The organism is Streptococcus sp. 68 (assembly GCF_013277415.1).
In the GTDB taxonomy this organism is placed as follows: Bacteria; Bacillota; Bacilli; order Lactobacillales; family Streptococcaceae; genus Streptococcus.
Genome location: NZ_VMMX01000011.1, coordinates 111,270 through 132,754, shown reverse-complemented (window position 1 = coordinate 132,754; position 21,485 = coordinate 111,270). Strand labels below are relative to the sequence as shown.

Annotated in this window: 21 protein-coding genes and 2 pseudogenes; 7 read left to right on the top strand and 16 right to left on the bottom strand. The window is 39.2% G+C overall.

Features of this window, described 5'->3' with window-relative positions; translation table 11 throughout:
• Positions 1–120: 120 nt before the first annotated feature.
• The 6 genes from ilvD to HT720_RS07135 form a co-directional block, all read right to left on the bottom strand.
• Positions 121–1,824, bottom strand: a complete 1,704-nt coding sequence (gene ilvD / locus HT720_RS07160) for a dihydroxy-acid dehydratase (RefSeq protein ID WP_173275233.1) — start codon at positions 1,822–1,824, stop codon at positions 121–123.
• Positions 1,825–2,056: 232 nt separating this feature from the next.
• Complete coding sequence (locus tag HT720_RS07155) at positions 2,057–2,986, bottom strand: transketolase family protein (protein ID WP_173275229.1); 930 nt, start codon at positions 2,984–2,986, stop codon at positions 2,057–2,059.
• The gene (locus HT720_RS07150) at positions 2,983–3,843 is read right to left on the bottom strand and encodes a transketolase (protein WP_049524708.1); all 861 of its coding nucleotides are present in this window, start codon (positions 3,841–3,843) and stop codon (positions 2,983–2,985) included. The genes HT720_RS07155 and HT720_RS07150 overlap by 4 nt, the downstream gene beginning before the upstream one ends.
• 3 nt (positions 3,844–3,846) lie before the next feature.
• Positions 3,847–5,193 carry a PTS ascorbate transporter subunit IIC gene (locus HT720_RS07145; RefSeq protein WP_000975300.1) on the bottom strand — a complete coding sequence of 449 codons (1,347 nt, stop codon included), beginning with the start codon at positions 5,191–5,193 and terminating at the stop codon, positions 3,847–3,849.
• Between the two features lie 12 nt (positions 5,194–5,205).
• Positions 5,206–5,490, bottom strand: coding sequence for a PTS sugar transporter subunit IIB (locus HT720_RS07140; protein WP_000912476.1), 285 nt, complete (start codon positions 5,488–5,490; stop codon positions 5,206–5,208).
• Between the two features lie 3 nt (positions 5,491–5,493).
• Positions 5,494–7,524: a BglG family transcription antiterminator gene (locus HT720_RS07135; protein ID WP_049524707.1), complete on the bottom strand. Its 2,031-nt coding sequence runs from the start codon at positions 7,522–7,524 to the stop codon at positions 5,494–5,496.
• 333 nt (positions 7,525–7,857) lie between these two features.
• Here HT720_RS07135 and HT720_RS07130 point away from each other — a divergent pair, with 333 nt between their 5' ends.
• From HT720_RS07130 to rpmG, 3 genes are all read left to right on the top strand, one after another.
• A complete protein-coding gene (locus tag HT720_RS07130; protein WP_000796545.1) occupies positions 7,858–8,058 on the top strand; it encodes a PTS ascorbate transporter subunit IIC in 201 nt (66 codons plus the stop codon).
• A 151-nt stretch (positions 8,059–8,209) separates the two neighbouring features.
• Entirely contained in the window at positions 8,210–8,392 is a 183-nt protein-coding gene (gene rpmF, locus HT720_RS07125; RefSeq protein WP_000290417.1) for a 50S ribosomal protein L32, read from the top strand.
• Between the two features lie 15 nt (positions 8,393–8,407).
• Entirely contained in the window at positions 8,408–8,557 is a 150-nt protein-coding gene (gene rpmG, locus HT720_RS07120) for a 50S ribosomal protein L33 (RefSeq protein WP_001265622.1), read from the top strand.
• A gap of 185 nt (positions 8,558–8,742) precedes the next feature.
• Here the strand turns inward: rpmG and HT720_RS07115 are convergent, their stop codons facing one another.
• The 4 genes from HT720_RS07115 to HT720_RS07100 form a co-directional block, all read right to left on the bottom strand.
• Positions 8,743–9,990, bottom strand: a complete 1,248-nt coding sequence (locus HT720_RS07115) for a toxic anion resistance protein (RefSeq protein WP_173275226.1) — start codon at positions 9,988–9,990, stop codon at positions 8,743–8,745.
• Between the two features lie 21 nt (positions 9,991–10,011).
• On the bottom strand, positions 10,012–10,818 hold the full coding sequence (locus tag HT720_RS07110) for a hypothetical protein (RefSeq protein ID WP_173275224.1): 807 nt from the start codon (positions 10,816–10,818) through the stop codon (positions 10,012–10,014).
• Between the two features lie 535 nt (positions 10,819–11,353).
• Positions 11,354–11,701 carry a type II toxin-antitoxin system RelE/ParE family toxin gene (locus tag HT720_RS07105; protein WP_173275221.1) on the bottom strand — a complete coding sequence of 116 codons (348 nt, stop codon included), beginning with the start codon at positions 11,699–11,701 and terminating at the stop codon, positions 11,354–11,356.
• Complete coding sequence (locus HT720_RS07100; RefSeq protein ID WP_173275218.1) at positions 11,691–11,978, bottom strand: type II toxin-antitoxin system RelB/DinJ family antitoxin; 288 nt, start codon at positions 11,976–11,978, stop codon at positions 11,691–11,693. Before HT720_RS07100 ends, HT720_RS07105 begins: the two co-directional genes overlap by 11 nt.
• A gap of 810 nt (positions 11,979–12,788) precedes the next feature.
• Here HT720_RS07100 and HT720_RS10265 point away from each other — a divergent pair.
• The 4 genes and pseudogenes from HT720_RS10265 to HT720_RS07080 form a co-directional block, all read left to right on the top strand.
• Positions 12,789–12,974: pseudogene (locus HT720_RS10265) on the top strand (CPCC family cysteine-rich protein); the annotation flags it as partial.
• Between the two features lie 214 nt (positions 12,975–13,188).
• Positions 13,189–13,398, top strand: coding sequence for a CPCC family cysteine-rich protein (locus HT720_RS07090; RefSeq protein ID WP_001044017.1), 210 nt, complete (start codon positions 13,189–13,191; stop codon positions 13,396–13,398).
• Between the two features lie 30 nt (positions 13,399–13,428).
• Positions 13,429–13,644: a hypothetical protein gene (locus HT720_RS07085; RefSeq protein ID WP_173275215.1), complete on the top strand. Its 216-nt coding sequence runs from the start codon at positions 13,429–13,431 to the stop codon at positions 13,642–13,644.
• 667 nt (positions 13,645–14,311) lie between these two features.
• Positions 14,312–14,449 (top strand): annotated as a pseudogene (locus tag HT720_RS07080) (site-specific integrase); the annotation flags it as partial.
• A gap of 25 nt (positions 14,450–14,474) precedes the next feature.
• On the opposite strand, the gene rpsD reads toward HT720_RS07080, so the two are convergent.
• From rpsD to HT720_RS07050, 6 genes are all read right to left on the bottom strand, one after another.
• Positions 14,475–15,086 (bottom strand): 30S ribosomal protein S4, encoded by a 612-nt coding sequence (rpsD, locus tag HT720_RS07075; RefSeq protein ID WP_000092756.1) that lies wholly within the window; start codon positions 15,084–15,086, stop codon positions 14,475–14,477.
• Between the two features lie 194 nt (positions 15,087–15,280).
• Positions 15,281–16,333 (bottom strand): HAMP domain-containing sensor histidine kinase, encoded by a 1,053-nt coding sequence (locus HT720_RS07070; protein WP_173275212.1) that lies wholly within the window; start codon positions 16,331–16,333, stop codon positions 15,281–15,283.
• On the bottom strand, positions 16,330–17,028 hold the full coding sequence (locus HT720_RS07065; RefSeq protein WP_000520637.1) for a response regulator transcription factor: 699 nt from the start codon (positions 17,026–17,028) through the stop codon (positions 16,330–16,332). Before HT720_RS07065 ends, HT720_RS07070 begins: the two co-directional genes overlap by 4 nt.
• Before the next feature lie 166 nt (positions 17,029–17,194).
• Complete coding sequence (locus tag HT720_RS07060) at positions 17,195–19,426, bottom strand: PavB family fibronectin-binding SSURE repeat adhesin (RefSeq protein WP_173275209.1); 2,232 nt, start codon at positions 19,424–19,426, stop codon at positions 17,195–17,197.
• A gap of 115 nt (positions 19,427–19,541) precedes the next feature.
• A complete protein-coding gene (locus HT720_RS07055) occupies positions 19,542–20,558 on the bottom strand; it encodes a glycosyltransferase family A protein (protein WP_173275207.1) in 1,017 nt (338 codons plus the stop codon).
• Positions 20,559–20,816: 258 nt separating this feature from the next.
• Positions 20,817–21,482 carry a TrkA family potassium uptake protein gene (locus HT720_RS07050; protein ID WP_050226157.1) on the bottom strand — a complete coding sequence of 222 codons (666 nt, stop codon included), beginning with the start codon at positions 21,480–21,482 and terminating at the stop codon, positions 20,817–20,819.
• Between the last annotated feature and the right edge of the window lie 3 nt (positions 21,483–21,485).

Here is a 21,485-nt window from a genome sequence, read left to right as displayed (position 1 = left end):
GTGTTTTGAGCAACCTGCGCCTAGCTTTCTAGTTTGCTCTTTGATTTTTATTGAGTATAAGCAGGCAAATTACTTTTGGAGATGAAAAGAAGCAAGCCGAAGTTGGCTTGCTTTTTAAGTTTATTTTTTACCTGACTTGTCCATATTCCAGAAGTCTGTCACGGCTCCGCGTGAAGCAGATGATACGATATGGGCGTATTTACCGAGGACACCACGGCTGTAAAGTGGTGGCAAGGTTGTTTCTGCCTTGCGTTTTTCAAGTTCTTCTTGGGATACGGCCATGGAAATTTCTTTGGTATCTTGGTCAACCGTAACAATATCGCCTGTACGAAGGTAGGCAATCGGTCCACCATCCTGAGCTTCAGGAGCGATATGTCCAACAACCAGACCATAAGTACCACCAGAGAAACGTCCATCCGTCAAGAGGGCCACCTTGTCTCCTTGACCTTTACCAACGATCATTGAAGAAAGGGACAGCATCTCAGGCATACCAGGACCACCCTTAGGTCCAACGAAACGAACAACGACTACATCGCCATCAACGATTTCATCTGTCAAAACAGCCTGAATGGCATCTTCTTCTGAGTCAAAGACCTTAGCAGGCCCAACGTGACGACGCACTTTAACACCTGATACCTTGGCAACTGCACCGTCAGGAGCAAGGTTTCCGTTCAAGATGATAAGCGGACCGTCCGCACGTTTTGGATTTTCAAGTGGCATGATAACTTTTTGACCTGGTGTGAGGTCTGCAAAGTCAGCCAAGTTCTCAGCAACTGTCTTACCAGTACATGTGATGCGATCTCCATGAAGGAATCCATTTGCCAACAAGTACTTCATAACCGCAGGGACACCACCGACTTCGTAGAGGTCTTGGAAGACATACTGACCAGATGGTTTCAAGTCAGCCAAGTGAGGCACACGTTCTTGAATCGTATTGAAGTCCTCAAGTGACAAGTCAACATTAGCCGCATGGGCAATGGCAAGCAAGTGAAGAGTGGCATTTGTAGAACCACCGAGAGCCATGGTTACAGTGATGGCATCTTCAAAGGCTTCACGAGTCAAGATATCTGATGGTTTGAGACCGAGCTCCAACATCTTAACAACAGCACGTCCTGCTGCTTCGATGTCTTCTTTCTTGTCAGCTGATTCAGCTGGGTGAGATGAAGAGCCTGGCAAACTCATCCCTAGAACTTCGATAGCAGTCGCCATGGTATTAGCTGTATACATACCACCACAGCCACCAGGGCCAGGGCAGGCATTACATTCAAGACGTTTTACGTCCTCAGCTGTCATGTCACCGTGGTTCCATTTTCCGATACCCTCAAAGACAGAAACCAAGTCAATGTCTTTACCATCAAGATTTCCCGGTGCAATAGTTCCACCATAAGCGAAAATAGCTGGGATATCCATATTGGCAATGGCAATCATAGAACCAGGCATGTTCTTATCACAACCACCGATAGCGACAAAGGCATCCACGTTGTGACCACCCATAGCCGCCTCGATTGAGTCCGCAATGATATCACGAGATGTCAAAGAGAAGCGCATACCAGGCGTTCCCATGGCAATCCCGTCCGCTACAGTGATAGTCCCAAACTGCACAGGCCAAGCACCTGCAGATTTGACACCCTCTTTAGCCAATTTCCCAAAATCATGCAAGTGGATGTTACATGGCGTATTTTCCGCCCAAGTCGAAATCACTCCCACAATCGGTGTTTCAAAGTCCTTATCTGTCATACCAGTCGCACGAAGCATGGCACGGTTTGGTGATTTAACCATGCTGTCATAAATGCTACTGCGGTGACGTCTATCTAATTCAGTCATTTGTTCCCTCCCATTTCAGTTTTTACTATTATAGCACATTTTAAAAGCAATGAACAGAAGAAAATTCTTGAATTTTCAGAAAATTCTATACGCATGTGAAATATTTAAAACTAAAAACAACAAAGCGGATTAGTGCACTTTCTGATGACCAGAATATGCTTTTTAATCCGCTTTCTTTAAATAACGTACTGTAATTTTTACAGAAATTCTTTCAGATAAGTGTATTTAACATCTATCTTGCATTATAAATTTCTAGAACCTTCTCTTTTATATTCGATTCACTCAAACCATACTCATTAAGAAGATAATCCATTTTCCCTACTTGACCGAATCTTTCTTGAACACCCATCCGATGAATTTTTGTTATTCCATCATCAGAGAATAATTCACATAAAGCACTGCCAATTCCACCTATCTGATTGTGGTTTTCTACAGTAAATATAGTTTTTCCACTTAACATTGTTTTTATCTGTTCTGGTATCGGTTTGATTCTAAATAAATCTATCACACCTACTGAATAACCTAATTTAGATAGTTCATCCGCAACTCGAATACTTGGAGCAACCATTATGCCAGAAGCAACGATTACAAGATCTTCCCCGTGTCTTAACTCAATGTAGCCTTTAGAAAAATCTTCTCCACCTTGATACACAGGAACTGGAGCTTTTCTAATTGTTCGAATATATTTTAGTCCTTTTAAGTCTAATGTCTGGTTCAATATTTCACGAAATTGGATATCATCAGTTGCTTCAAAAATGATCGATTTAGGAATTAAACGTAACAATCCAATTTCTTCAAATGGCATGTGTGTCCCACCATTCATTTCTGCAGTTACTCCTGCATCTGAGCCAATCACAGTGGCATCCAATTGTGCGTATCCAAGAGAAATAAATAATTGATCAAATACCCTTCGTGAAGCAAAAGGGCCAAATGTATGAAGATAAGGTCTAAACCCCTGAATAGATAAACCTGCTGCAAGTCCGACCATCTCTGCTTCCATGATCCCAACATTCACATAACGGTCTCCAAAGTCCTTTTCAAGATTATTAGTAGCCATCGAACTTGACAGATCGGCTTCTAAAACTACTATATCAGAATAACTTTGGTTAGCCTCTAAAAGGAAGTCTCTATATACATGCCGTAATTCCTTCGTACTTCTCATCGTTCTGTTTCCTCCAATTCCTGACTTAATCTTTCTACAACTGAAGTTAACATTTGTCTCTCCTCTACAGTAGGGCGAAGATGATGATTGGATTTCATTTCTTCCAGCTCTTGAACCCCTTGACCTTTAATAGTGTCTAATACAATGCACTTAGGTGATAAATTATTTGACTGTTTTAATTGGACAATCCCTTCATAAATTTCTCTAATATCTGAACCTTTGACCCTAATGGATTCAAATCCAAATGCTGAAAATTTTTCTACGAAATCACCTGGATTACAAATATCCTTTGTAAAACCATCTAATTGTTTTTTGTTATCGTCTACAAATACAATTAAGTTGGATAACTGTTGATGAGAAGCAAACTGTATAGCCTCCCAACATTGTCCCTCATTTAACTCACCATCTCCAACAATAGCATAGGTATAAAAGGGACTTTTTCTTATTCTCTGACCATATGCAAGTCCAGTTGCAACACTAATTCCTTGTCCTAAAGAGCCCGTTGTCATATCTATGCCTGGCGTTAGATTTCTATCAGGATGAGACGGTAATTTGGTTCCATTTGTATTTAAAGAATATAAGAATTCTTTGTCAAAGAAACCATTCAAATAGAGTGTACTGTATAGAGCTGGTCCTCCATGACCTTTTGATAATATGAAATAATCTCTATCTCGTGCTGCAAATATTTCTGGAGTCATTGGCATTATTTCACCATAAAGCACTGCTAAAACTTCTACGATAGACAGACTTCCTCCGTAATGTCCGAATCCAAGATGATTCAATGTTCTAAGAGTATTTAATCGGATGTTAGTCGCAAATTTTCTTAACCCATCTTCTCTATTTTTACTTAAAATCATCCCTTATTCCTCCTTTACAGATGGCTTTTTAATAAAGGATACTCCAAACATAACTGCTAAAATAAGAACAAGACCAATCACAATGCCTGCTTGTGAGCCAAATTGATTTAACATTCCTAAAATAATTCCTGATAGACCAAAATCTGCATCTGAGAAAGTTGATCCTTGGAAACCAAGTCCTCCCAAAACTGGCATTAAAAAGACTGGAAGAAAACTGATTAAAATACCTTGTAAAAATGCTCCAATAGTGGCTCCACGAACACCACCAGATGCATTCCCAATAACACCTGCAGTCGCTCCACAGAAGAAATGAGGCACAACGCCTGGTAATATAACAACCGTTCCTGAAGCAATCATAATTGCCATACTGACTAAACCACCAACAAAACTAGAGATAAATCCAATTAGAACTGCATTGGGTGCATAAGTATAAACAATCGGACAATCCAAAGCAGGTTTTGAATTAGGTACAAGACGCTCTGAAATACCTTTAAAGGCTGGAACAATTTCACCCAAAATAAGGCGAACACCTGCTAAAATAACAAATACCCCTGCTGCAAATTGACCTGCTAATTGTAAAGCATAAACTAGACCACTTGTACCACTACTGATTTCTTTTTCTATATATTCTGACCCTGCAAAGATAGCTACAATAATGTAAATAACTGCCATGGATAAAGTAATACTAACAGTACTATCACGTAAAAAAGCTAAACTCTTTGGAAATTTAATGTCCTCTGTTGATTTTGATTTGTCACCGATAAGGCTACCAGTAAAACCACTCAACCAATATCCCAAAGAACTGAAATGACCTAAAGCCACCTTGTCATTTCCAGTTAATTGAACCATATATTTTTGCACAAATGCTGGGGAAATACTCATAATAATACCGAGTGCTAATCCTCCTAGTAAGATAAGAGGCAGGCTAGTAAAGCCAGCAACTGATAAAATGACTGCAATCATACACGCCATATATAGAGTGTGGTGCCCTGTTAAAAAGATATATTTGAATCGAGTAAAACGAGCAATTAAGATATTGAATACCATACCTGCAAACATAATCATTGCAGTAGCTGAGCCATATGTTGTTAAAGCTACAGCTACAATTGCTTCATTATTCGGCACAACGCCAGATAAATGAAAAGCATGCTCAAACATGGTACCAAATGGATTTAAAGAATTTTGTACAATTCCTGCACCACCAGATACAACTAAGAAACCAACAAAGGTCTTAATTCCACCTTTAATAATATCTGGTAATTTCTTCTTCTGAAGAACTAATCCTAAGATTGCAATTAAAGCTACTAAAATAGCTGGTGTACTAACAATATCCAATATGAACTTCATCATGACGCTAGCCTCCTATATAAGTCCTTTTTCTTCACAAAGTTTAGTAATTAATTCTCGTAGTTCATCCATATCAATAATACTATTTAAGATACGAACATCTCCAAGATGACTAGCTGAATCAGCTAGATCACGACCAACAATCCAAATATCAGCAGCATTTGGATCTGCTCCACCTAAATCATAGTGTTCAACTTCTACATCTGAAACATTCAAATCACTCAATACAGATTCAATATTCATCTGTACCATAAAACTTGAACCTAATCCTGAACCACAAGCTGTACCAATTTTTAACATTATTTAATCCTCCTGTTTAATTATCATTTCAATGTCATCATAGTTTTTTGATGATATTAAAGTTTGAACATGATTTTTATCTCTTAAAATTGTTGTTAAATGTGACAAAGCCTTTAAATGACTTTCATTATCAATGGCTGCAATACAAATCAACAATCTTACCTCTTGTTCTGGATTATCCAATAAATAAATCGGTTTTTCCAAAACTAACATTGACATTCCTATTTCATTCACACCTTCATCTGGCCGAGCGTGAGGAATTGCTACTCCCTTCCCTAAATTAATAAAAGGCCCAAACTCTTCTACTTTTTGAATCATTGCCTCAGGGTAGTTCTCCGTTATCTTATCTTGATCCAAAAGCGGTTTAGCTGCTAAACGAATCGCCTCCTTCCATCCTAATTTTTGCGAACTAACCTGATAGGTTTCTTTGGTAATAAGTTGTTCTAGCACTGGTACAATTTCCTTTCTATCATTTTTTTGATAAAGATAATTCTTTAACGCCAATCTTAATTCCAATTCTTGTGTAATAATTCCATATCTTTTGACAATATTCAGGATTTGTTCAATCTCAAAATCCCCATACTCTAAATTCGGAAAATCTTTTAACACTAGTTCTACTAGTTGTATTGCTTGCTCTTCAGTCATCATAACCGAGACTAGATAATTTGGCTTTTCTGTCTCCACCTTTATGGTAGAAAAAACCATATCATAGTCACTACTAGCTTTCACCTGTAAATCATCAATCTTTGAAGTTCCTATAAACTCAATTTGAGGAAATAATGCTAATAGATTCTCTTTTAACATCAATGAAGAACTAACACCATTAGGACAAATGATTGCTGCTTTATACCATTTTTGAGGCAAAGTATCTGCTTTCTTTAAATAACCTCCGAAATGGATAACAAAATATGCTGTTTCACTATCAGGTATGGGATTGTCAATAGCATCCATCAAGGGCATCAAAGAATCTTTGACTAACTCAAATAAATCAGGATAATGTTCTTTAACATGCAATACATATTCATTTGAACTAGGTAAGCCGAACTTTAATCTATAGTAAGCCGGTATAAGGTGGCGGCGAAGATTTTCTCTCAATCCTTCCCTTTGTTTAAAATGTAATAAAGAAATATCTTCCATTCTACTTATAATAGCCTCTGTTAATTGATTAAAGTAAACCGGAGCAACATCTACTTCACCTTCAAAGCAACTTGATAATAAAACTGTGATATAGCGATAATCATCCTCAGAAAACACCGTATCTATAATTCCCAAATCAACCACTGTATCCAATAAAATAGTGGTTATATCTTGAATAACAGGAGATACTAATGTCTCTGAAAGACATACTCTTTCAACATCCCTTTGATACCTACACAGAATGAATACTAAACCGAAAAGGCAAACTTTTAATTGATTAACAATAGGTACTAGCTGTAGCTTCTCATAATAATCTTTAACTACCTGATTTATCAAATCATAAGTTAATGAATACCCCCAACTGGATAAAACATAATCCAAACCCCAAATCCCTATGGAGGATTCCAGCAACTCACTAACCATTTGAAAAGCTAAACGGTGCTTATTCCACTCTGAGCCGTGTAAAGTATAACCTTTTGCTCTACTGTACCCTAGCTCCAAATCATTATCTAATATAATCTTTCTTAATGATTGAATATCAGATAAGGTTGTATTCTTACTTACTTTCAAAAAGTCTTGGTAATGATTATTCGATATAAAATCTAATCGGCAAAAAGTGTAAAGATAGATTAATGCTAAGCGAGTCGACTTTGGTAAAACCAATTCATCCGACTTAATAATATCTGTCAAAGACTGCTTCGTACGATTTGATAAACTATAGCGACCTTGCTTTTTATCCAGCACTATCCCTTTATTAGCTAGATAAGGCACTAAATAATCTATTCCTTCTTTGACTTCCTTTATAGGTAAGCTCACCTTAACAGATAATTCATATAATGATAGCTCACAATGATCCATCAAAGTCATCAAAATAACTAGTGCTCTATAATCAAACATTTCTCTTCCTTTCTAACTACAATTATAGTGTAAAAGTTATAAGAATAAAAGAGTATTTGAGCACAATATAATCTCACCTTTTAAAAGAAATTATTGGGCTGAAAGTTTTTAGTAATTATTTTTCTACTTTTTCTTGACGTTATAAATTAAAGCGATATCATTTAGATAACAATTAATAGGAATGGTTGAAATGGCACTAGAACAGCTCAATTAAGGGGAATTGGTAGAGCTTGACAAAGAGCGAAAAGCTGCCATGGTTTCAAATCTCCTTGTCGTTCTTTGTGGCAATCATGATGCACAACCAATTGTCAACACAGGAAGTCTTTACTAAAGATGGCTGAAGCTAAAAAAAAGCAGATCCCCCTTCGACTCTCAACAAAGTTATACGCTGCACTCGCATCATGGGCAGAAGATAACTTCCGATCAGTCAATGGGCAAATCGAGTATCTCCTCACAGAATGTGTCAAGCAACGGAAAAAAGACGGAAAATACGTATCAGAAACCATTGACGAACCATTTGAGATTGATATTTAACACCTTCTCCTGTCTGCTAGGTCTGACAGGAGAATTTTTTCATCTTTTTTTGTCAAGTAACTTTACTTTACAAAAAAAATGTGTTATTCTAATATGGTTGATGAAAATCAGTAGATTGAATCGAATATAAATACCTAAAGGAGAAATCAAAATGGCAGTACCTGCACGTCGCACTTCAAAAGCGAAGAAAAACAAACGTCGTACACACTACAAAGTAACAGCTCCATCTGTAAACTTTGACGAAACTACTGGAGATTACTCACGTTCTCACCGTGTATCACTTAAAGGATACTACAAAGGACGTAAAATCGCTAAAGCTGCATCAGCTGAATAATAGAAGGGAGATACCATGCGCGTAAATATTACACTTGAACACAAAGAATCTGGTGAACGCTTGTACCTTACTTCTAAAAACAAACGTAACACTCCAGACCGCCTTCAATTGAAGAAATACTCACCAAAACTTCGCAAACACGTTGTGTTTACAGAAGTTAAATAAGCATTCAATACGAATCAATACAGAAGAAAAACGCTGTTCCAAGCGTTTTTTTCTTTTGGTTAATTTCAGTACATTGCAATAAAAATCATTCGAATGACTACATTTTTTGTGAAATAAATTAGAGGCTCCAATATATAGAAGAATACAAAATCCCCTGCAAATCTACATTACAAGGGACTTGTGTATTATTCTTGTACTTCTTTCTGAGCAGACTTTCCTTGGTCGAGAAGGGCTTGGACGATTTTCTCATCGCGTAGTTTGACAGAATCGTTGATCATTTCTGCGGACTTGACGATGGTTGTTTCTAGTTGGGCACGTTTCTGACGTCCCAATTCAATAGCTGCGACGATACCTTGGTTTTGAGCGACCAAACTTTCAGCCAGTTTAGTAACCGATTCGACAGCGACTGTCGGGCTTTGGGCAATTCGTTCCATCTGCGGAATCACTTCCTTGCTGGTCTCAGCTAGCATCTGAAGAGCAGCATTATTAGCATTGACAATGGCATCTGCCACGACCCCTGATTTCATTGATTGTTGCAAAATACCCAGTTGGGCAATGGAAAGCTTCATTGTTGGAATCGTATTGCGACGAAGCATGCCCAATTTTTGGCGCATATCAGATGACACCTTTACCAGATTACGCATCTGAGGTGTTGTTGCCCAGGCAACATAGAGACGGCTGACATACTCGGTGTGCTGTTGTTCGAGGGTATTGACCACTTCTGCCATGCGGGCCAATTCTTGTGATTTGGTTTGGTATTCTACCGTACTTGTATCGAGTTGGTCAGCTTGAGCTTTCAGTTCGGCAGCGCGATTACCAGCTTCTGTCTGGCTGGCTTCGATAAAGGAAATCACTCCCACTAGATTTTCAATGGATTTGGTATTATCCTCAATCAACATCTCAGCAGAGACGATATTTCGAGCTAGCACATCTTCTTGCTTGACCACTGCGGCAGCCATACCATCGAGCTTTTGCTCCACTGTTTTTGAGTCAAAGTAAAATTCTTGTAAGGTATTCTTGCTCTTGTTAAACAATCGTTGCAAAAAGTTCGGCTTCTCTTCTAACTCAGCAATTTCAGCGTTCTTGTATTTGACTACAAAGCCTTGCAACTCACGGTTGGTATTCTTGAGTAAGTCATCCACTTGGGGAATCTGCAGTTTCTTTTGTTCTGACAAGATACGATTGACCGTATTGTTCACACCTTCTACAGCAGATTGGCCAAAATCTAAGAGAGCATTTTGATTTGTGACAAACTGGTCTACCAACTGGGGCACGTGCGCCTTGATTCCTTCTTGCTGCTCAGGGCTCAACTTTTCTAAGAAGGTCAAGGTCTTGTCTGAGCCAGTATTGGTCTCGATGATTTGGGTTGTTTTATCCACCTTAGCTACCGTATTATTGGCAATCTGGTCAATATCAAAATTAAATTCTGTCATGGTTACTCCTTTGTTTCTAACCTATTCTTTACGATCTTTTTCTAAGATACGCAGACTGATATCAAAATCACGCATATCTGTTTCATTGAGTTCTCTCAAGACTTGGTCCAGCTCAAGGTCAAATTGTTCGATGGCTGCTTTAGCTTGTTGCAAACGTTCTTCTGCCCGATTATAGTTCTTCGGATTGGCCTTAATCTTTAAATAGCCTTCTAAAATCGTTTTGAATTTCTCCATCTTCAAACTATGAATGGCAGTCAATTCTTCCTTATCCCCCTCGGCAGAGGTAGCAATCTTGTCTAAAATAGCCTGATGGTCAACGGCAATATTGGCCAAGGTCTGAGACAATTCTGGAGCTAATTCCTCTGGCTCCGCATTTTCAAGATCTACCTGACTTTCCCTATCCAAACGTTCTAGCTGAACATCGATAGTTGCCCGCACTGTACGAACCTTTTTGTCAATACGATTATAGACATCAGCATCGATATAGGACTTTAGACGATCCGCCTCCTGATGGATTTCCCTCAGTTCGATTAATACTTGATTGGCCAAACTCTTATAGGAATCTGAACCTTTCTCTACTAAAGTTCCCTCTAATTGCTGAATATCCTTGTCCGCCTGACGAATCCGAGCTTTTAAAAGCTCAATCCGATCGTCGAGCGAACGATCCTGCAAAAGAGGATAACGCCAATGTTTATAGAGACGATAACCACCATAGCCTAGCAGGACGCAAGCCGCAAGTGGGAGAGCATATTGAACCAAAAGGCCCAATAAAAACAAGAAGCCCCAGAAATAGAGACAACCTTTCCAAAAACCATTACTCGATTTCATAAACATTCCTTATTTTCAATTTATAAGTCTATTTTAGCACAAAAGACAAAAATGAGGGCGGAAATCCCCTAGAAAAGAGTTGATTTCTTTGCTGTAGAATGGAGGCTAGTAGCGCGTAGGCTAATTCCAGTTGAGCTGACTCAAACCACAGGATTCAGTGCTCTAGAATTGTTGAATGAGCTCTGAAGAAATATCAAAACAAAGGCTTGAAATATTGGGTGTTATATGTTAGAATGAACTTACAATGTGAGTAAAGTTACAGCATATGTAACTAAAAAGCCCCACCGTGCCACCGATGGGGTTTTTTGCTACCCTCTTAAAGGGTTAACCATTACTTCTTACGTTTCTTAAGCCATAACTTGAAAAGCTCAGATAACACGTTAATAAGTAACGGAGCTAGAAACACTGTGAGTAAAGTTTCTAACATATGTAACACCTCCCTTCATTAAATTGAGGGGGCCAAAACATTATATCATACCAGATTTATATCATCAACATCGTGGCATTCCCAAACAAAAACGCCTTCGTGTAGACGCTATTTTTTCTTGAACAAGCGGATGTAGTCCTGTTTGCTATGAATAATATCTGATACAAAGACAGATTTTCTGTCCTCTAAAATATGATAGAAGGCTAGGTAATCGCCTAAAATGATGCATCTGGTTTTGTGGGGTGGGGATATAATACATCCTACTCTTTCGTCAGCATTAAATCCTGCTTCTGGGAAGACTTCAAGACGCTCCAAACCATAAAGAATATTCTTAACTGTGTTTGCTCCTGCCTGCTCTGAAAAATAGTTAGCTGAGATATAGTCTTTAATACCTCTTAGCTGTTCTTGCACCGTTTCGGATATAATGAGGCTATATGCGTTCTCGTTAAATTCCAAGGTTAGCTCTCACTTCATCAAGGTTGTAAGTTCTTCCATGTTCTAAATCGTCAAAGCTACGGGCAATTTCAGCACGCAACCCTGATAGAAGTTCTTCTCTTTCTTTATCTACTTGAGTTTCAAATGGCAAGGCTTTATTTTCTACAATGTGTTCCAAAAACAAGTTAAAGCTGGCTGTCATATCAAGATTTTGCGCTGTAATAATAGCTTTAGCCTTCTCTAACAAGTCTCTGTTAGTCTTAAAGTTTACCTGTGTGTTTTTTTCTAAAACATTCATGGTAGCACCTCCTTTAGACTATTATATCACTTTAAACTATACAGGTCTAGCTGCGTATAGACGATTATAGATGGATACTAAGAGAAATCAAAAAGCACTAAGGGAAAGCGCCCCAAAGTGCTTAATATCAAGGCTCTAAAGCCTATCTGATTCAATAAAATATTACAACATTTTGTTATCTTGCAGTAATTAGGTACAGAAAAACAGGCCTAAGCCTGCTCTAAATCTAACTTGATTTTCTCCAAAACTATTAAATTCAAATAAGTTGAAAAAACATTAAAGGGTAACAAAAAAGGACTTAAAATGATGAGTTCAGCAGGCAAGGAATCAGCACGGTCAAACGTGCTTTTTTATTGCTAATAGGTTCATTATATCACGTAGAAAATAACTCATATCAAAAAGCACTTAGATTTCTCTAGGTGCTGGAATAGGCGGGACGGGAATTCCCCACTTTTCAGATACCCCAAGGGTGCGTAGTTCCCGATATTTCTCTACTTCTATTCTTTATCTATATTATACACCTTTTCTAACACTTTTCAACCACAAAAGCCCCCACAAAAGTGCAATCAATCGATGAATTCAGCAGGCAAGGAACTAGCACGGTCAAACGTGCTTTTTTTATTACCTAATAATACTATCATACCACATCTGGAATACACACTCAATTATTAGCAATCCCCTTCGATTTGCAGTATAATGATGAAAAAGTGGGTTAATATTGACGGTTCACCGAAAGACTCAGACACTAGTACAATTTCATTCAATGATATCGTAAGAATGGTTTGCCGAGTTTATGAAGGAGGGATTTATATGGATAAATCAAAAGAGACATGGGAAATTGATGGTTTTCTATGGCTTCATTGCCCTGTTTGCGGAACTGAAGTTATGGACTATGATATCTGTGACGTCTGTCGTTGGCATAATACTGGTATTATAAATATTGACGGTGGCCCGAATAAAATGACTCTAGCTGAAGCCAAAGAAGCTTACGCAAGGAGAAAAATCGTAAAAATTCGAGAATTTGATACAGTGTTGTTAAAAAACGGTCAAACGGCGACAATTGTCGAAAAGTTAAGTGAAGATACTTTTATTGCTGACATAGGAGATTCCCCGAAAGACTGGGATACCATAACAATTACAATCAATGATATTGAAAAAGTAGTGTATAGAAATAGCTAATATATTTGTATAGTGTTGGGAGTAACCTTAAATGAATAAGACTGGAAAAGAGAATTTAATCATTATTAACGGTAGCGAATATGTCCATTGTCCAGTATGTGGTACTGTTACCGCAGTGTATGATATCTGTGACGTTTGTCAGTGGCAAAATACAGGAGAAACTAATATAGATGGTGGTCCTAATAAAATGACACTTGCGGAGGCTAAAGAAGCGTATGTTAAGGGAATTCCAATAATATAACAGACTATAGTACCACGAAAGGAGAGACTGATGGAACTTAAAGAATTTAATAACAAGGTTGTCAGAATCACCGATATTGACGGCCAAATATTTAAAGGCGTAGCTCTTTACGAAGACAAAGATGTCCATGATGAAGAACTTGATGGGTTATCCGTTAATTTTGGAACCAGATGGATTAAACTCTTTGAAAATGAAATCAAGGAAATTGAAATTACTGATAAAATCAACCAGTCAAAAAACCCTTAGATTCGTTTCTAAGGGCTTTTAATTAGACCTAAGATATGTTTTTGCTTATACACCACTAAAACACCGTCTCGATAGCTTTTAGCAAAGTCTAGCAGTATCTCAGCCTTGAGGCACTCATATTGAGCCTTATCGATGTCTAGCGCCTCGTATAATTGCCATAGCTTTAATCTCTCTCCAGTTCGCCTTGTAAAGAGAGTGGCGAATATCTCACGTCGTACATCATACAATCACTTATCTTCAAGTCTAAGTCTAAGTCTAGTCTCTGAGTTGCTTTTTCAAAATTTTTAATACTTTTTGTTTCTTTTCTACTTCGTCAGTGGTCAAGCTGCTACTCCTTTATGATATAATTAGTTTAAAGAGAAGTGAGGTAGAAATGATAGTATCGCTACGCAACTTCATAGTATGAGATGACGGGACAGGCACACCGTCCACTACTCTCAAGCGCTTAGATTATGCTAAGTGCTTTTTTACATTTTCTCGATGTTCGCTCTTGGTTCAAGTCCATTCTCCATACTATTTGGTAAGGAATTAAGGCAAGTTATTGCTTTGCTTATCTGCTTATCATTTTGTAAACATCAAATTTAAAATAACAGACTTAAACTTTTCTTATTTCCTCAATACCCAAACAATAAAACACTATCAACTCGTTTAAACACACGTTTCAGACACACATACTAGGCTTTTGCTAAACTCTGGAATACCCTATAAAGAATTACAACACCGTCTAGGTCATTCTACACTAGCTATGACTATGGACACTTACAGTCATCTCTCCAAAGAAAAAGCAAAAAGCCCACTGTTGTAGGCTTCTTACAATATAAAGTCTTATCTTAAAGCATCTTGTTGTAGAATTCAACGACAAGGGCTTCGTTGATTTCTGGGTTGATTTCGTCGCGTTCTGGCAAGCGAGTCAATGAACCTTCCAATTTTTCAGCATCGAATGATACGAATGCTGGACGTCCAAGAGTAGCTTCTACTGCTTCAAGGATAGCTGGAACTTTCAATGATTTTTCACGAACTGAGATCACTTGACCTGGAGTTACGCGGTATGATGGGATATCAACGCGTTTTCCGTCAACAAGGATGTGACCGTGGTTTACGAATTGACGAGCTTGACGACGAGTAGTCGCAAGACCAAGACGATAAACAACGTTATCCAAACGACGTTCCAAAAGAAGCATGAAGTTGAAACCTAGGATTCCGCCTTTGATTTTTGTAGCTTGTACGAACAAGTTACGGAATTGTTTTTCACCTACACCGTAAGTGAAACGAAGTTTTTGTTTTTCAGCCAATTGCAAACCGTATTCTGACAATTTAGAACGGTTGTTTGGTCCGTGTTGTCCTGGTACGTAGTTACGACGTGCCAATTCTTTACCTGTACCTGTGAGTGAAAGGCCAAGGCGACGAGCTTGTTTCCAAGATGGTCCTGTATAACGTGACATGTGAATGTCCTCCTGATATAAATAATATTTCGGTGGAAATAGTCACTTAGAAAGCCCTGATTCGTGCAGATGCCCTTCGCCTAAACAGCCAAGGTTACTTATCATAAGACACCTGTTGACGAGCTTCATGCTTTCCTGCTGATATTTCGCACAAAATCCATTCTACCATGAATAGCTGGATTTGTAAAGGGTTTTTAAGCTTTATTTTCATTGCCAGAGATGTTGAGAACAAGGGTAAAGGTACTTCCTAGGCCGTACTGGCTGGCAACTGTGATTTCTCCACCCAATTGATGGGCCAATTCACGCGCAATCGCAAGCCCTAAGCCATGACCACCTGTTTTCATATTACGCGAAGTTTCTACACGATAAAGGCGTTTGAAAATATTCTCCAAATCCTCTGGGGCAATCCCCTGTCCCTCATCGGTCACACTGATTGAAAGCTGGTTCTTCTCCAGCTTAGCCACCACTTCCAGTTTGGTTCCTGGTGCTGAGTATTTAAAAGCGTTATTGACCAGATTCACCAATATACGAGAAAGCTTAGCATAATCTCCTTCAATCCGGGCAGACTCTGGGATTACCTGCAAGTGGACATCTCTTCTTTCCTGCTCAATCAAGAACTGAAATTCACTCATGCACTCAATTAAGAGCTGGTCCAGAAAGATGCTGTCTTTACTAGTCATATCCGCCTGATTTCTAGCTGTGTTTAGGGTCAAAAAATTCAACTCCTCAACCAGTTTATTGAGCCTTTCTGTCTGGCGCCCAATGGTTGCTAGATAATGGTCCTGTTCTCCTTCCTTGATAACCCCATCCAAAATCCCTTCTACCGTCGCTTGGATTGAAGTGATAGGAGTCTTAATATCATGCGAAAGTTGAGCAATCATCAAGCCCTTTTCTCGTTCGCTTTCTTCCAAGGAATCAAAGCTGGCCTGCAAATCATGGGACATTTCATTAAAAGCTTGGCCTAATTGTTGAAATTCTAAAGGGCCTTGAACCTCCAAATTTGAAGGAAAATCCTTGTCCGCTACCCGCTTGGCATGCTCCTTGAGTTTGCCCAACGACGTAAATACCGGCGACAGGAGAAAGAGACTAATACCAGCACCGACAAGGCTGGCAACGATGGTCATCCCAAGCAAAAAGTAAATCTCACTTTTCTCAATCAGCATTTTTTGAACAGCCCAAAAAACAACCAAAATGGTTAAGAGGGTTGAAATAATATATCCAACCAAAATATAACTTTTTAGTTTCATGTTTGTCCTCTCGGTTTCTCTATCTTATATCCCAACCCCCAAACTGTCTTAATAGTGGGCGTTTGGTCACTACTATATTTTGCCAACTCCTGTCGAAGAGCATGAATATGCACATTCAAGGTGTTGGTGTCATCCACATAGTCTTCTTGCCAGACCTTTTCATAGAGGTCTGTCTTGGAGAAAACTCTCTCTGGATTGCTAGCTAAAATCCACAGCAATTCAAATGATTTAACAGTCAAATCCAGCATTTCTTCTCCTATTTGAACTTCATGACTACTATGATTCATTTTCAGATTGCCAAGGGAAATCAGCTCTGTTTCGCCCCCACGATGAAGGCGACGCAAAATATTATGGACCCGCAAAACCAGCTCACGAGGGCTAAAGGGCTTAGCAATAAAATCATCTGCTCCCAAGCTCAGACCGTAAATCTTGTCCTGTTCACTGGTCTTAGCAGTAATAAATAGGAAAGGCTGCTCTGGTGATAAGTATTGAACCTCACCGATTAAATCATAACCATCCATCCGAGGCATCATGACATCTGTGATAATCAAATCAATCGGTTTTTTCTTGAACAGCTCTAGCGCTTCCAGTCCATCATGGGCTACCAAGACCTGATAACCTGCCTGAATTAAGTATCTCTGATGAATATCTGTGATTTCTACCTCGTCATCGACGAGTAAAATTGTCTTTCCCATCTGTCTCTCCTTTGATAAAAACAGTGCTATACTGCTTTAAGTATAACACTATTTTTATTGTTTTACGATGATTTTAATCTGCTATTGAAAGAAAGTCCTGATAGCTGATTGAGTTGGTAAACTAGCCTTAGTCAGCCCACTATCCATCATTTATTTCCTTAGCTAATTAGTTTTCTTCTTTTTTGTTTTTCAAACCTAGACCACCGAGTAAACCTGCAAGTGCAAGCCCAAGGAAACCAATACTTGCCATTGATGTTTGAGCTTCACCAGTATTTGGTAGCATAGCTTTATCATCTGACATCATCTTGTCTGACATCATCGTATCAGCCATCTTGTTAGCAGAAGCAGCCATGTTTTCACCTGCCATCGTATTGGTAGAGCTTGTCATGGTGTCAGCAGGCATGCTATCTGTAGTACCTGAAGCTGGAGTCTCAGTCTTCATACCTGATTTTTCCATTTGGTCATTTGCTGGAATTGCTTTATCAGTCTCTTTGGCTGGTGCCATCATGTCCTTATGGTCAGTAGACATTTGATGAGTCGCACCTGTAGCATGATTATGATTCATCGGAGTCACGCCAGAACCAGAGTTAGAAGGTGAGAATGAACCATTTGCTGTGTCTGATGTTTCTTTAACATTTATCTTAATAGTAACTTGTTTAGTTGCTACGACATTTGTCAAATCAGCTTTACCGTCTTTATTTCCGTAAACTTTAACAGTAGCTTTATAAGTTTGAGTACCATTAGCACGAAGCTGATCGATTAAAGCTTGACCTTGTTTACCAACAGTATTGCCATTTAAGTCTACTTCATAGAAGTATTGACCTTTGGTCTTCACATTTTCTCCTAATGGAGATAAAGCAGGATTTTTAGCTACACCATTATCAGACCATGGTGCCTTATCAGAAGCTTTGAGCAAGAGACGAGTCAACATACCATCACCTGCGAAGAGTTCATAAGGAATTACTTGGTTTACACCGGCAGTGAAAGGACCTTTTCCTTCAGCTTTTTCAAGATAAGCTGCTGGAACATCGATACTGTCTTTAACGTTATCTTTAACAGCTTTTTCGACAGTTTCTTTAGCAACTAATCCATTGATGTTGATGTCTACATTTTTAGTAGCAACTAGATTAGTCAAGTCAGCTTTACCGTCTTTATTTCCGTAAACTTTAACAGTAGCTTTATAAGTTTGAGTACCATTAGCACGAAGCTGATCAATTAAAGCTTGACCTTGTTTACCAACAGTATTGCCATTTAAGTCTACTTCATAGAAGTATTGACCTTTTGTTTTCACATTTTCTCCTAATGGAGATAAAGCAGGATTTTTAGCGATACCATTATCAGACCATGGAGCCTTATCAGAAGCTTTGAGCAAGAGACGAGTCAACATACCATCACCTGCGAAGAGTTCATAAGGAATTACTTGGTTTACACCGGCAGTGAAAGGACCTTTTCCTTCAGCTTTTTCAAGATAAGCAGCTGGAACATCGATACTGTCTTTAACGTTGTTTTCAACTGCAGAGTTAACATCGCTTCTTGTTACAAGACCGTTCAAGGTAATATTGACTTTACGTTCCTTGACAACCTTAGTCAAATCAGGTTTATCTCCGGCTGCTTCATAGACAGTCAGGGTAGCTTCATAGGTATTTGTACCATTAGTACGAAGTGTATCTAATAAATCCTGACCCTGCTTACCTGTGGTGTTACCATTCAAAGATACTTGATAGTAATACTTGTCATCAGGTAAATTTTTCACTGGTGGAATTTTCTCGTTTTGAGCGACACCGTTATCTGACCATGGAGCCTTGTCAGATGCTTTGAGCAAGAGACGTGTCAACATACCATCGCCTGCGAAAAGTTCATATTTAAGCGGTTTGTTTACACCAGCCAAGAAAGGACCGGGAACTTTGGCTTGTTCTAGGTAGCCCGCTGGGACATCGATACTGTCTTTAACATCCTCATCGACAGCTTTTTTAATATCTTCTGTCCCTGCCACATCAGCTGTATCTACAGCTTCTTTTAAGACATCTGTTAGCTCTGGATTTTCTTGTTCTTCTTCACCTTTTTCAAAAAGTGTATCCAGACGAGAAGGGCTTGTTTCCTCGCTCACTTCAGTTCTTTCTGTAGGTGTAGAAAGTGAGTTCGTATTTCCAGCAACGGCCTCAGGTTTCGCTTGAGCAAGAACGGTGTCTCCCTGAGTTTCTGCTAAGTCACCCTCTTTCGTTACCGATTCCCCTTCAGGTAAGACTTGAGCAGGGGTCGGATTGAGCCCATCGGCACGTACAGAACTTGGCTGACCAACTAGGACAAAGAAGCCACTAGCTACAACAACTGAGGCAACACCGACACTAAGACGGCGAATAGACCAACGAGTATATCTTTGATTTGGATTGAATTTCATAGGATTCTCCTTAGGGTTTTTCTTTATTTGATGACTCTAGTATAATCTCCTAAAATTAAAAAGGACTAAGAAAAAGTTAAAATTTTTCTTAAATCCCTCTTATAAAATACTTATATCAATTAAATCCATAAACAGATTTGGTGATTTGATAGACGACGTTGGACAGTTTGCGAGCTGGCAAGACTGAATGTTTGGTCAAACGGCTCAACATGGTCTTGCGAATGGCCTGAAAGACCTCTGGATTTTCCTGCTGAATATAGGTCCACAATTGGCGTTTTTTGGCAAGATGCTCTGCTGTGCCTGCTCGGTTGAGCAGGGCACTGGAAATCACCGTCGTGATTTCAATGTGATTCAGCAAGTATTCTCGCATTTTGGGGTGGCTTACTTTAGATAAATCAAGCTGGTCTACCAAGAGTCGATTGACCTTGAGTTGCTGGTCAATGCGCTTAATCATCACTTGCTCATTGACAGACTGGTCCTCACGCCCAATCAAATAACGATAGAAATCGACAGGCAGATAGTACATGGTCTTGACCTGCTGGAGGGGCGTAAAGACAAAAAGATTATCGACATAAAAAGTATGCTCAGGCAATTGGAACTGACTCGCTCGCAACAAATCTGTCCGGTAAATCAGCGAGTGCATCATGATATACTGGCCTTTTGAGAAATTTCCGACCTGCTCCCAGCCAAAAATCTGCCGAACAGGCAAGACTGACTCGTAACTCATACTCTTCTTACGAGACTGACCTTCCTTTTCATAGACAAAATTAGTCACAAAGGCATCCACCTCTTGCCCATCACCCTCTAGTTCCTGCAAGGTTTCCAAAATTTTCAGGTAAGCACGAGGATCCACCCAGTCGTCACTATCAACTACTTTAAAATAACGCCCAGAAGCCTCCGCCAAGCCACGATTGACCGCACCCCCATGGCCTTTATTTTCCTGATAGATGGCTCTAACGATGCTAGGATACTTTCTGGCTAAACGCTCAGCGATTTCCTGAGTCTGGTCCTGAGACCCATCATTGATAATCAAAATCTCAACTTGCTCACCACCAATCACTAGCGACTCCACACAGTAATGAAGATAGGCTGCAGCATTATAGCTAGGAATGGCGATAGACAATAACTTCATAATCTGCTCCTTTAGGGGACTGATTTTTTCTTATACTCTTCGAAAATCTCTTCAAACCGCGTCAACCCTATCTGCAACCTCAAAACNNCTGCGGCTAGTTTCCTAGTTTGATCTTTGATTTTCATTGAGTATTACTCTCTCTTGTCACTTCTTTCTATTTTACCATAAAGTCCAGCCTTTGAAGAACTTTTACTAGAATACAAGGCTTCTGTCTCTATTTGCCATCTTGGGCATCAAAAAAGAGGGAAACTCCCTCTTTTACGAATTCAATGCTGCTAGGGTATCCAAATACTGGTTGTTGATGACTGCCAAAATATAGGTATCTGCTTTCAAGAGGTCATCTGGTCCAAATTCAACATCCAATGGGGAATTTTCCTGCTCTCGGAAGCCCAAAATATTCAGATTGTATTTGCCACGGAGGTCTAATTCACTCAAACTTTGACCTGCCCAAGACTGAGGAATTTTCATCTCCACAATAGAGACATTTTTATCCAACTGAAAGACATCAACACTATTATGGAAAAGAATGGTCTGTGCTAGGGACTGCCCCATTTCATACTCTGGCGAGATAACCGAGTCAGCTCCAATCTTTTCTAGCACTTTCTTAGCTGTATGGCTTTTGACCTTGGCAATAACAGTCGGTACCCCCAAACTCTTACAATGCATAACCGCAAGCACACTCGACTCCAGATTTTCACCTGTTGCGACTACAACGGTATCGCAGGTATCAATCCCTGCTGATCTCAATAATTCTTCATCTGTGATGTCACCAATCACTCCACGCGCCAAAACTGGCTCAAACTGATTGATGCGCTCTGCGTGGTCATCAATAGCGATAATATTCATATCCTGCTTGGCTAGGGCAGCTAGGACACTACTCCCAAAAATTCCCAAGCCTAAAATTCCAATCGTACGATCTGACATGCT